Source organism: Shewanella sp. Isolate11 (assembly GCF_022398315.1).
In the GTDB taxonomy this organism is placed as follows: domain Bacteria; phylum Pseudomonadota; class Gammaproteobacteria; order Enterobacterales; family Shewanellaceae; genus Shewanella.
Map to the genome: position 1 here is coordinate 1123000 of NZ_JAKEVF010000001.1, position 12167 is coordinate 1135166.

The following is a 12167-nucleotide window of genomic DNA, read 5'->3' on the forward strand; positions in this document are numbered from 1 at the left end:
TGGCCTAACCAACGCCATAAAAAAGGGGCAAGCCTACGTTACCCCTTTTGACGAACCTTAAGCAAGTGGCGATTAAACTGACGGATTCAAGGGCGAAAGTGCTGATTTCTGCGCCGATTGACCCGTTATAGAAGCTTGTTTAACCGCGTTAATAATTGCCTTGGTATCGATTGGCTGGTGGGTTTTACTGTACCTGGCCTGTTGTAATTGAGTGATTGCTTGAGCCAGCTCAGGCGTTAATGCTCCAATGTCAGTTAGGGTCATTGCACGATTCAGCCGTTGGCTGAAGTATGCTTGTAGCGCTAGCATAATGTTACCTGCTTCTGCTGTTTGACAGGCTGCCGTGAGTGTTTGCAGATCGCCATTGGGCGCTTTTTTTGGTGATACTGGCTCAGCAAATGAAGGACTCATGGTTACTTTTTCACGATATTGCTTACGCCAAAGCAATAGTGTTAGCAGCCACAGCGCCGCAAATAGGGCTGTTAAATAGGGCCAGTAACCCGAGTCGGTTTGCTTGGCTTCACTTACTAAAGTGGGTGTCACTGCATTGCTATTTTCTGCTGCAGTCACGGTAATAGTACGCTCTGGTAGTGTGGCGAATTCTTGTTTTCGGCTGTGGCTATTCCACCAAGGCACCTTTATTTCAGGCAGAGTATAAGTGCCTGCTTTTGTTGGAACGATTGCTGTGGTTTGTGTCAGTTGAGCGACCACCTGTTTTTCCCGCACAAAGGTTTGTCGCTGCGGTTTTTCAGGGTAGGTTTTGAAGCTATCCGGCAGCGACATTGGGATTTCGGGTAAACTGCTTTCATCACTATTTGAGGCGATTAAAGTGATGTTGCGGGTGATAGGCGACCCCACTTCAACCGTGTTGGTATCTGGCTGATCTTCCTTAATAATGACAAGATCGCTTACCAGCCATTTCCCTTGGTAATGCTCGGGTGCCGGTAAAATGGTAATTTCGCTTGGCGCCGCTTTGGCCTCCATCGGACGACTCTGATTGAAAGAGAACATGCCTCCACGGCGTGAGGTATCTACGAGCACATCGCCGGAGAAACTGGCGCCAGAGAGCGATAGAGTCCCTGGCTTATCGGCTATCACGCTATAGGTACGTTCGATAACTCGGTAACGGCGACCGTCGAGAATTTCGGTGGTGTCGACATCATCTCCCAGTTGTTTGAGTTGAGCTCCTTCGACTTGAGGCGCGCTCAATACGCCTCGTTGTAGTTCTACAGCCAGATAAAGCTTGACCTTGTAGGTGATCAATTGGCCGACATAGGCTTCTTCGGTAGAAACCGTTGAGCGGATAAACAGGTTCTTCATCTGCTCAGGTTGGCTGCCAGTGGCGGCAACTTTTAGGGTGATGGGATCTGAGCTGACCTTGTCTATGGTCAATGCTGGAATGGTTATGATTCCCGATTGCTTGGGCGCCAGCAGGATCTGCCAGCGAGTTTCCTTACTGGCATCGAAATTCATGATCTGAGTACTGCGACTGACACTGGTGCGGCCGACGATAAAGTCTTTCAGTAGGGCTCTGGTATCTAAGCTAGCATTATCGACTTCATCATCCGCTTTAATTGTCAGAACCAAGTATTCGCCCTCAATCGCTGGATTTCTATCGACGGAGGTTTCCAACTTAGTGAGTGCATAAGCCGGTTCACAAAGGCAAAGTGTCAATAAGGCTAAAGTCACAAAGTATCGTTTTACCACTGTTCGCTATCCTTTGATGTCACGCCTTGACGACGTCGTTTTTGATATTCCAATTGCATTTTGTTGCGAAGCAAGACTTGAGGATCATCGATAACGCTGCCCAGTGCTCGTTGCATCTGTGGCGGCAGTTCTTCTGGGGCGATTGCGTTTGTCAGCGCCTGAGCCTGTTCATCACCTTGGTTATCTTTATCTGCATTTTCAGCCTGTTGTGCTGCGGCTTGTTGCGCCGTTTGGCTGGAGCGTTGTTGCTGCTCTTTTGCCTGTGGCTCTGGTGTTGCAGAATTGGCTTGTTGTTGAGCGTCATCTTGGTGAGCCTTAGATTGGCTATCAGGATTGGCACTCATTTGAGCTTCATTATCATTTTCTTCACTGCTATTGGCTTGATTGCTTTGCGTTTGCTGTGAGTCTTGCTGGTTTTGGTCAGTTTGCTCCTGCTGCTTAGGATTTTGCTCATCTTGCCCTTGGGCATCCTGCTGCTCAGCTTGGCTTTGTTCGCCTTGCTGATTATCCGATTGGTTTTGATCTCCTTGGTTCTGATCTTGGCTATTTTGCTGACCTTGATTGTTGTTAGACTGATCGTTTTGTTGAGACTGGTCTTTATTCTGTTGCTGCTCAGAATTATTCTGATTAGAGCTTTGTTGATCAGAGCTTTGTTGATCAGAGCTTTTTTGATCAGAGTCTTGCTGCTCTGATTGTTGTTTTAACTGTTCAGCCAGTTCCAGGTTAGCCTTGGCATCGGTTAAATTTGCATCTAGTTCAAGGGCTTTTTGGTAGCGCTTAATCGCGGCGTCATAGTCTTGCAATTGCATCAGACTATTGCCTTGGTTGTATAAACCTTTGGCTGAGTTATCTTGCTGGTATAACTCGAGTGCTTGCTGATAATCGCCATTGCGATAGTGGGCACTCGCTTGCCAGTTAGGATCGCTAAACAGGGAAGCCGCCTCGGCATAGTCTTGCTGCTGATAAGCTTGCATCGCTCTCTGGTCATCGGTTTGCCAAGGATGTTGCCAACTATCGGCATAAGCGGGAGTTGGCGGGGTAAAAATCAGCAAACAGACGAATACGGCTAGCGCGTGTCTAAAACTCAGTAGCGCAGGTAATAACAATAAAAGCGCGATATAAGGGCCGACATCCAGCCAAGTTTCACCTTGTAAATCTGACGCTTTCGTCGATTGGCTCTGTGCTAGCCATTTATTGAGCGCCTGTAGATCGCCACCATCGGCGCGATAACTAAACAACTGGCCACCGTTATCTTTGGCTATGTTGTTTAACGCATCATAATCTGTTTTAGGCACGATGATTTGATCGCTTTTGTCGCGCATTAACTGGCCATCGGGTAAACGAATAGGCGCACCTTGTGGACTCCCCAAAGCTAATACCGATAATCGATATTGGCTCCCACCTAATACGCTTTTAGCTTGGTTTATCTGATTTGTACTGACACCATCGGTGAGCAAGATAATGTCACCTTTTAGATGCCCGCCTTGAGTGAGTAGGCTCTTAGCTTGTGTAAGCGCAGCCGGGAGATCGGAACCTCTTACTGGCATGATCTCAGGGCTGAGTGTTGGTAGTAAGTTGAGCAGAGTCGACATGTCACGGGTTAGCGGGCTGATGGTAAATGCATCGCCAGCATAAGCGACTAATCCCGTTTCACCTTCCTTAAGGCTTTTGATTAAATCGGTGGCCTTAAATTTAGCTTGGGTGAGGCGATTGGGGGCCAGGTCGGTGGCGTACATTGATAATGACATATCCATGACAATCACTCGGCCTTGATTGGCCTCAAACACGGGTAAATCCTGTTTACTAAATGCCGGGCCTGCAAGGGCGATAACTGCAACTAACCAACAAAAAGTGATCACATTGAGATCGCTTTTTTTACTCTGAGCCCGCGTCGATACCAAGACTTTCGCAAGGTGCGGGGCGATATATTTATTCCAGCTCGATTGCTGCTGTTCATCGCGGCGAAGCAACCATAATAGTAAGGCGAGTGGGATTAAGGCTAATAGCCATTCGGGGCGAAGAAAGTGGATCATTGCGCCCCCGATTTATTCAAGGTTAGGCGAGTTGCGATAAAAGGCAGACGCCATAACATCAGTAACACATTGACCAATAACGCCAGTGCGAGTGGATAGTAAAATAGTTCAGACTGCGGGCGGTAGCTGAGTTGATCGCTATCCGTGGGTTCCAATTTATCAATCTCTTGGTAAATCTGTTCCAGCTCTTGTGAATTACGAGCACGGAAATATTGGCCATGGGTGGTAGTGGCTAAACGGGTTAATTGCGCTTCATCGAGATCCATTGACGGATTGACTCTTTCCCGCCCAAATAGGGTACGTCTTTCCATCACGTCGGCGCCGACACCTATGGTGTAGATTGTGATGCCGCGTTTAGCGGCAATAGCTGCGGCTTCATCGGGTGAGATGGAGCCAGAATTGTTGGAACCATCGGTTAATAATATTAATACCCGATTGCTTTCTTTAGCTTGGTCGAAGCGCTTTACACTTAGGGCAATCGCTTCACCAATGGCGGTTTGTTTACCGACTAAACCGATTTGCGCTTCTGACAAGAATTGGGCGATGGAGCGTCTGTCTTGCGTCAGTGGCGCTTGCAAATAGGCATGATCGGCAAACAGAATTAGCCCGAGTTTGTCACCTTTGCGGCGCTCGATAAAGTCGCTCATCACATGTTGAACCATACTAAAGCGGTCGACGGGCTTACCGTCGAGCACCATATCTTCAATTTGCATACTGCCAGATAAATCGATAGCCAGCATGAGGTCACGCCCTTTGCTGGGGAGTTCTATAACATCACCAACCCAAAGCGGACGAGTGGCGGCAAAGACCAGTAACACCCAAATGATCCACAGTGGGAACTGACTAGATTTACTGGAGGATTGTTGGCTAATCGCGCCATTATCGCCAACTCCGGGCAAGTTCAGGTGACCGCCGGTTTTGACTTGTTGGCTTTGAGAACGTTTCCAAAAAATCAGTGGTAATGGCAATAACAGTAATAACCAAGGCCAAGCTAATGTCAACATGGCTCCTCCTTGCGACTGTTTTGCTGTTTTAACGGCAGCGCCTGTTTTAGCCATTGAGCGGCGGCAGCTTTCAATTGCAGTGCTTCATCTGCAGTTAACGGCTGAGGTTGATAGCGTTTATCGAGCAACTGCGCCAGATTATTATCAAACTGATTAACTTGTTGCTGCAACCATGTATGCCAAGCGGCACCATCGAGTGCGGCCACTTGTTGTCGGGGAAGATAGCTCATGGCACTGCGTTTAAGTAGTGCATTTACTTCGATTGCCAGCTGTGGGTGAGTACTATCAAGCTGAGATAACTGCATCAAGGCTTCACGTTTTGCGGCGCGGTGACGGTGGTGTTTAATTAAGATAATGGTTAACCCTATCACCGCGATGATGATTAAGGCTAATAGCAACCAATAGCCATAGGCGAGGGGCCATGCCCCTATATCTGCTGGCGGCTGAATATCTTTCATTGCTGTAAGAGCGGGATTGTTGCTAGCCGAAGGCATCTATCTTAGGGCTCCAATCTGTTGGTTCAATGGCCTGGCGGCGCTGATCACTTTAGGTTGTGCGTTGAGCTGGGTCATCATGCTGATAAATTGCTGTTGTTGCTGCTGCTGTGTTGCCAACCAGTTATTGTAACTTTGGCGATTAAGGAGTAACTCACTGTTGCCATCTTTCACCGGTAATTGAAATTGTGAGGGTAAAGCCAGTTCTCCTTGTCTTAAGGGGTCTGAAATTAAAAAGGCGCCTATATCGCAGTGGCGCTTGAGTTCGCTTAATGGTGCAAGACATTGAGGGGTAAAATTTGCCCCATCACTGATGATCCAGATAAGTGAACCGGGTTTGGCAATACGTCTCAGTCGTTGACAGGCTCGCAGCAGATGCTCTGGTTCATTTTGAAATTGTTCGAGACCATCTAGCTGCTGTTGATGCAATTTTTGCACTGCCGAAATCAAGGCTAGCATGGCCGTTTGACGACTCCGAGGTTTAAGCTCAATATGTTGCTGTTCACTGGCTAATAGTGCCCCTAATCGGTCCCCATGACCAACAGCGCTCCAACCTAAAGTGGCGGCAAGGTGAGAGGCTTGCACCGCTTGTAACATCAAACTCGAACCAAAATACAGGCTATGACTTAAGTCCAGCAAGATCAAAACTGGACGTTCTCGCTCTTCGACAAACAGTTTGGTATGTGCCTTGCCAGTTCGAGCCGTAACACGCCAATCTATGGTGCGCACATCGTCACCACTTTGGTAATGGCGCACTTCGGCAAACTCCATGCCTCTGCCTTTAATATTGCTGGCTCTATGACCCGCTAATGCGGCACGGGCTTTAGTGCGGCGCTCGGGCAGGGCGCGAGCAATATTCTGGCAGGCGAGCAGTTCTTTCTGATTGAGTGATACGCCATCGGCAAATAGCGGAAGTTCACTATTGGACATTAAGGCACCGCAACTTGGCTAAGTATATGACTGATCACCGTGTCGGCATCGACACCTTCGGCCTGAGCCTGATAGCTAAGTAATAGGCGATGACGCAAGACATTAGGCACGACTGCTTGAATATCTTCTGGCGACACAAAGTCGCGTTCCATTAACCATGCTCGGGCGCGAGCGCAGCGCTCAATAGAGATGGTCGCCCGTGGACTGACACCATATTCGAGCCAGTTGGCTAAGGTATCGTTATAACGCTGTGGCTGACGAGTGGCCATAACAATATTGACGATATATTGCTCCAAAGGCTCGGCAAGATAGATGTCTAACGCTTCGGATCTGGCGGCAAAGACTTCGGCCTCTGCTATCGGCGAGACTTTAGGTAAGCTTTGAGTCTTGGCTTCATTGCGTGACAAACGCATGATTTCAAATTCGGTTTCCGCACTGGGATAATCCAAGTTTAGGTGCATTAAGAAACGGTCTAACTGCGCTTCTGGTAGGGGATAGGTGCCCTCATTTTCAAGTGGGTTCTGTGTTGCCATCACCAAAAACAGTTTTGGTAGCTTATAGCTATGTTTGCCCACAGTGACTTGGCCTTCTGCCATGGCTTCTAGCAGCGCCGACTGCACTTTGGCTGGAGCGCGGTTAATCTCATCGGCCAAGATTAAGTTATGGAAAATTGGACCTGCCTCAAACTCGAAAGTCGCAGTTTGTGCGCGGTAGATGTCGGTACCGGTTAAATCTGCAGGAAGCAGATCCGGAGTAAATTGAATACGGTGAAAGTCACCTTCGACGCCATCACTAAGCGCTTTCACTGCACGGGTTTTGGCAAGACCTGGAGGTCCCTCAACTAATAAGTGACCATCGGCAATCAAGGCTATTAATAAGTTTTCTGTGAGAGTGGGCTGACCAAGGATAACTTTGTTTAGGTAATCACGTAATGCATGAAATCGGCTTAAGGGCATGTTGCTACTCTGTTTTATTAATAGTGTGCTGTAGACAGCAGCTTATGTAAAAAAATTCAGTCAAGTTTGAGTTCATCAGGTTTTTATCGCTGTAAACCGCCTGAGAACGGGACTTGGTCTATCGCTAAATAGGCGATTAACGTTAGCATGACTGATCAGGGATTTAAACTGCTCCAGCGAGTGAAATAGCGTTTATTAATCAATATTAATTAATCCTAAACAGATTATTTAAGATTAAAAACTAAACGGGTGTTTAAAATTGTAAAATAAGAAGTTAGAATCAGATCACACTTTAATGGTCTGACCTGTTGTGGGTTTAGTATAACAACAACGTAGGGAAACAATGATTACACCATTTTCACTTTGGTGAGTTGGGTAACGTAAGGGGAAAAGATGGGTGATTTACAGCAAGTAACCAATGCAAAAGGCGATCGTATTGCGATTGTAGCGGGGCTGCGAACCCCTTTTGCTAAACAAGCGACTGCATTTCACGGTGTGTCGGCGCTGGATATGGGGAAGATGGTGGTCAATGAGTTATTGGCTCGTTCTGAACTCGACCCCAAAGAGATTGAGCAGTTAGTGTATGGCCAAGTTGTACAGATGCCTGCTGCGCCCAATATTGCTCGCGAAATTGTGCTTGGTACCGGCATGAATGTCGCGACCGATGCTTACAGTGTTACTCGTGCCTGTGCTACCAGTTTTCAATCTACCGTTAATGTGGCCGAATCGATTATGGCGGGCAATATCGATATTGGTATTGCTGGCGGTGCCGACTCTTCTTCTGTTTTACCTATCGGTGTATCAAAAAAGCTTGCACATGCTTTAGTTGACCTTAACAAAGCCCGAAGTTTTGGGCAAAAGTTGGCGATTATTAAAAGACTAGGGCTGAAAGACTTGCTACCAGTGCCTCCAGCGGTTGCTGAGTATTCAACTGGTTTGTCTATGGGGCAAACCGCCGAGCAAATGGCAAAAACTTACAATATTAGCCGAGCAGATCAGGATGCCTTAGCCCATCGTTCTCACACATTGGCCAGTCAAACTTGGGATGCTGGATATCTGCATCATGAGGTGATGACTGCTCATGTTCCGCCTTATAAATCATTTATCGAAAAAGATAACAATATTCGTGCTAACTCTTCGCTTGAGTCTTACGCCAAATTGCGCCCAGCATTTGATCGTAAACATGGCTCTGTGACAGCGGCAAACAGTACGCCGCTGACCGATGGTGCTTCTGCTGTATTGTTAATGAGTGAGAGCCGTGCCAAGGCTCTGGGTTACCAGCCAATTGGTTACATCAAGAGTTATGCGTTTACTGCAATTGATGTTTGGCAGGATATGCTGATGGGGCCTTCGTATGCGACGCCTCTAGCACTTCAGCGTGCAGGGATGGAGCTGGAAGATTTAACCTTGATTGAGATGCACGAAGCTTTTGCGGCGCAGACTTTGGCCAATATGCAGATGTTTGCCTCGAAGAAGTTTGCCGAAGAAAAATTGGGCCGTAGTCGCGCCATCGGCGAAATCGATATGAGTAAGTTTAATGTGCTTGGTGGTTCACTAGCCTATGGTCATCCTTTTGCGGCGACGGGGACTCGATTAATTACTCAAGTGTGTCGTGAGCTTAAACGTCGTGGTGGCGGAACAGGCTTAGCAACGGCTTGTGCAGCAGGTGGTCTTGGCGCAGCAATGATTGTAGAAGTGGAGTGATCTCATGGAAAAGAGTTTTAGTTTAAAGCGACTAGAAAATGGTATTGCGATCCTCACCATGGATGTTCCGGGTGAGACAATGAACACCTTGCGAGCCGAATTTGGTCCCGAAATATTTGAAGTTATCGCCGAGATCAAAGCCGATGCATCTATCCGAGGTTTGGTACTTATTTCGGGTAAGAAGGATTCATTTGTCGCTGGCGCCGACATTTCTATGTTGGCAGCTTGCCAAACAGCTGACGATGCCAAGCTGCTTTCAAAGCAGGGACATGAAGTTTTCTTCGCTATAGAGTCACTTAATATTCCTGTGGTTGCGGCAATTCATGGTGCTTGTTTAGGTGGCGGCTTAGAGCTGGCGCTGGCTTGTCATCAACGAGTGTGTAGCGACAGCCCTAAAACCATGATGGGCGTACCAGAAGTGCAGTTAGGTTTACTGCCTGGCGGTGGTGGCACTCAACGTTTACCGCGTTTGGTTGGCATTACGACAGCATTAGACATGATGCTAACGGGTAAACAGTTACGTCCTAAACAGGCGATAAAAATGGGGCTTGTTAATGATGTAGTGCCAGAATCTATCTTGCTCCAAACTGCTATCGAAATGGCTCTGACGGGCAAGAAAGTTCAACCTAAACGCAAACTCTCGTTAGTTAATCGTTTACTTGAAGGCACGCCTGTAGGACGTAACATCATTTTTGATCAAGCGTTAAAGCAAGTGAACCGTAAGACTCAAGGGAATTATCCTGCGCCAGCCAAGATCATCGATTGTGTTCGCCAAGGGATGAGCAAAGGCATGGTTATGGGGTTAGAAGTGGAAGCTGGTCATTTTGGTGATTTAGTGATTTCGCCAGAATCAGCCGCACTGCGTAGCATTTTCTTTGCTACAACCGAAATGAAGAAAGAGTCCGGAGCAGGCGAGGTTCAAGCTAAAGCTGTTAATAAAGTGATGGTATTAGGCGGTGGTTTGATGGGGGGCGGCATCGCATCGGTAACCACCACCAAAGCCAAAATTCCGGCAAGGGTTAAAGACATCAACGAAGCGGGTTTAAGCAACGCCTTATCCTACGCTTATAAATTGCTCGACAAAGGCGTCAAACGTCGTCATATGACACCTGCTGCGCGTGATAACTTAATGTCTCTGATGACAACGACAACTGAGTATCAGGGTGTTAAAGATGCCGATATGGTGGTTGAAGCGGTATTTGAAGATTTAAATCTCAAGCATCAAATGGTGAAGGATGTTGAAAGAGAGTGTAATGAACACACTATTTTTGCGTCCAACACCTCATCGTTACCCATTTCGCAGATTGCTGCAGCTGCGTCACGTCCTGAGAATGTGATTGGCTTACATTACTTCTCGCCAGTGGAGAAAATGCCATTGGTAGAGGTGATTGCCCACAAACAAACTTCGGCGCAAACCATTGCTACCACGGTGGCATTTGCTCGTAAACAAGGTAAGACACCCATTGTTGTTCAAGACGGCGCAGGTTTTTATGTCAACCGTATCTTAGCCTTGTATATGAACGAAGCGGCAAATTTACTGCTTGAAGGTCAAAGTGTGGAACATCTTGATAAAGCCTTGGTTAAGTTTGGTTTCCCTGTTGGGCCAATGACATTACTCGATGAAGTTGGTATCGATGTGGGAGCTAAGATCTCACCAATCCTAGAGGGAGAACTTGGTGAGCGATTTAAAGCACCGGCCGCATTTGACAAGTTACTTGCTGATGATCGTAAAGGTCGTAAGAACGCTAAAGGTTTTTATCAGTATGGCGCTAAGAGTAAGGCCAATAAGAAACGAGTAGACGAAAGCGTTTATGGCGTTTTAGGTGTCACTCCATCTGCGAAGGGCGATGAAAAGCAATTGGCACAACGTTGTGTAGTGCAGATGCTTAATGAAGCCGTTCGTTGTTTAGAAGAGGGGATTATTGCTTCTGCTCGCGATGGTGATATTGGTGCCATATTCGGTATTGGTTTCCCTCCATTTTTGGGTGGACCATTCCGCTATATTGACACATTAGGCGCAGATAACTTGGTGGCTATGCTTAATCAATATGCTAGTGAGCATGGTGAGCGTTTTAAGCCCTGTGACAAATTACAGGAAATGGCGGCAACGGGTGCCTGCTTTCACGACTAACGGTTGAAACAATTGTTAGGTTATTAAAAATGCGACGAATAGGTCGCATTTTTTGTTTTTAGAACCAATTTGTGCTCATTTTTTATTCGCATCTATCCTTGTTTTAAGTATGATGCTTAAGTTTTTCCTCAGGGGGAAGGCCTTGTATGGCGTCCTATGGATGGCTCTTAGTTGGCAGGAAAGCTTGTTATAGATGGTGAAGAGGTTTAAGTGGTTGTATTAATAGTGAGTATTCTTGTTCTTAGTAGTATCGTCATGGGGAATTTAGCATTTAGGTCTGGATTGGGGGTCAAGCGTTGGGCTGTATTAGGTTTGGTTATGGGACCTCTTAGCTATCCGCTATTTTCAACACATAGACGTTTTGCACTAAAGCGCGCCCAAGGTGATAACTGTATTCAATTGAGCCTCTAGCCTGCATTTATCAAATGAATTTAGACATTAAAAAAGGAGCATATATGCTCCTTTTTTAGTTTACTCGAGAGAATAAAATTTGTGGCTTAGTTCCACCAGCCTTTTGCTGGGATCACTTCTAGGTGTTCTAAACCAGCTGGTAATTTAGCTTTTTTGCGTTGTGGCTTGTGGTTAAGTCCAAGTACTTTTTTCAATGAATCAATCATAATAATTCTCCTAAGACTTAAGCAACTGCTGAGTTGATGAATTTAACATGAGGGAAACCAGCAACTTCCATTGGCTTGAACTTCACATGAGGGAAACCAGCAACTTCCATTGGCTTGAACTTCACATGAGGGAAACCAGCAACTTCCATCGGCTTAAACTTCACATGAGGGAAACCAGCAACTTCCATTGGCTTAAACTTCACATGAGGGAAACCAGCAACTTCCATTGGCTTAAACTTGACATGAGGGAAACCAGCAACTTCCATTGGCTTAAACTTGACATGAGGGAAACCAGCAACTTCCATTGGCTTAAACTTCACATGAGGGAATCCAGCAACTTCCATCGGCTTAAACTTCACATGGGGAAAACCTGCGAGTTCCATTTCCAATGGTTTGAATTTTACATGAGGAAAGCCAGCAGTTTGTTCAGACTTATTTTTTATTAGTATATCTTGGCTTTCATTTGCATGAGTAACATTGAACACTAGGGCGAACGCTGAAGCAGTAACTAGTCCTTTAATCATTGTCTTAATTCTCTCTGAGTTAGTAATTATCTAGCCAACCAACACTTTGTTGACACTTGAGATAAGT

9 protein-coding genes are annotated in these 12167 nt (G+C 46.5%); 2 read left to right on the forward strand and 7 right to left on the reverse strand.

Features of this window, described 5'->3' with window-relative positions; translation table 11 throughout:
• Positions 1-72: 72 nt before the first annotated feature.
• The 6 genes from L1D21_RS04855 to L1D21_RS04880 are packed head-to-tail and all read right to left on the reverse strand — an operon-like array spanning position 73 to position 7124.
• Complete coding sequence (locus L1D21_RS04855; protein ID WP_239844087.1) at positions 73-1707, reverse strand: BatD family protein; 1635 nt, start codon at positions 1705-1707, stop codon at positions 73-75.
• The gene (locus L1D21_RS04860; RefSeq protein ID WP_239844088.1) at positions 1701-3740 is read right to left on the reverse strand and encodes a VWA domain-containing protein; all 2040 of its coding nucleotides are present in this window, start codon (positions 3738-3740) and stop codon (positions 1701-1703) included. Before L1D21_RS04860 ends, L1D21_RS04855 begins: the two co-directional genes overlap by 7 nt.
• The gene (locus L1D21_RS04865; protein WP_239844089.1) at positions 3737-4744 is read right to left on the reverse strand and encodes a VWA domain-containing protein; all 1008 of its coding nucleotides are present in this window, start codon (positions 4742-4744) and stop codon (positions 3737-3739) included. Before L1D21_RS04865 ends, L1D21_RS04860 begins: the two co-directional genes overlap by 4 nt.
• Positions 4738-5238, reverse strand: a complete 501-nt coding sequence (locus L1D21_RS04870; protein ID WP_239844090.1) for a DUF4381 domain-containing protein — start codon at positions 5236-5238, stop codon at positions 4738-4740. The genes L1D21_RS04865 and L1D21_RS04870 overlap by 7 nt, the downstream gene beginning before the upstream one ends.
• Positions 5239-6168 carry a DUF58 domain-containing protein gene (locus tag L1D21_RS04875; RefSeq protein ID WP_239844091.1) on the reverse strand — a complete coding sequence of 310 codons (930 nt, stop codon included), beginning with the start codon at positions 6166-6168 and terminating at the stop codon, positions 5239-5241. It abuts the gene before it with no gap.
• Entirely contained in the window at positions 6168-7124 is a 957-nt protein-coding gene (locus L1D21_RS04880; protein WP_239844092.1) for a MoxR family ATPase, read from the reverse strand. The genes L1D21_RS04875 and L1D21_RS04880 overlap by 1 nt, the downstream gene beginning before the upstream one ends.
• 393 nt (positions 7125-7517) lie before the next feature.
• Between L1D21_RS04880 and fadI the strand changes: the two genes are divergently transcribed.
• Together fadI and fadJ are read left to right on the forward strand one after the other, a co-directional pair.
• Positions 7518-8828, forward strand: coding sequence for an acetyl-CoA C-acyltransferase FadI (fadI, locus tag L1D21_RS04885; protein ID WP_239844093.1), 1311 nt, complete (start codon positions 7518-7520; stop codon positions 8826-8828).
• Between the two features lie 4 nt (positions 8829-8832).
• Positions 8833-10959 carry a fatty acid oxidation complex subunit alpha FadJ gene (gene fadJ, locus L1D21_RS04890; RefSeq protein ID WP_239844094.1) on the forward strand — a complete coding sequence of 709 codons (2127 nt, stop codon included), beginning with the start codon at positions 8833-8835 and terminating at the stop codon, positions 10957-10959.
• 634 nt (positions 10960-11593) lie between these two features.
• Here fadJ and L1D21_RS04895 read toward each other — a convergent pair.
• Positions 11594-12100: a hypothetical protein gene (locus tag L1D21_RS04895; RefSeq protein ID WP_239844095.1), complete on the reverse strand. Its 507-nt coding sequence runs from the start codon at positions 12098-12100 to the stop codon at positions 11594-11596.
• Positions 12101-12167 lie beyond the last annotated feature (67 nt).

What these genes read in the sequence shown, in the direction of transcription:
- fadI (WP_239844093.1), top strand. Translation starts at nt 7,518, where the DNA reads ATGGGTGATTTACAGCAAGTAACCAATGCAAAAGGCGATCGTATTGCG.
- fadJ (WP_239844094.1), top strand. Translation starts at nt 8,833, where the DNA reads ATGGAAAAGAGTTTTAGTTTAAAGCGACTAGAAAATGGTATTGCGATC.
- L1D21_RS04875 (WP_239844091.1), bottom strand. Translation starts at nt 6,168, where the DNA reads ATGTCCAATAGTGAACTTCCGCTATTTGCCGATGGCGTATCACTCAAT.
- L1D21_RS04870 (WP_239844090.1), bottom strand. Translation starts at nt 5,238, where the DNA reads ATGCCTTCGGCTAGCAACAATCCCGCTCTTACAGCAATGAAAGATATT.
- L1D21_RS04895 (WP_239844095.1), bottom strand. Translation starts at nt 12,100, where the DNA reads ATGATTAAAGGACTAGTTACTGCTTCAGCGTTCGCCCTAGTGTTCAAT.
- L1D21_RS04880 (WP_239844092.1), bottom strand. Translation starts at nt 7,124, where the DNA reads ATGCCCTTAAGCCGATTTCATGCATTACGTGATTACCTAAACAAAGTT.
- L1D21_RS04865 (WP_239844089.1), bottom strand. Translation starts at nt 4,744, where the DNA reads ATGTTGACATTAGCTTGGCCTTGGTTATTACTGTTATTGCCATTACCA.
- L1D21_RS04860 (WP_239844088.1), bottom strand. Translation starts at nt 3,740, where the DNA reads ATGATCCACTTTCTTCGCCCCGAATGGCTATTAGCCTTAATCCCACTC.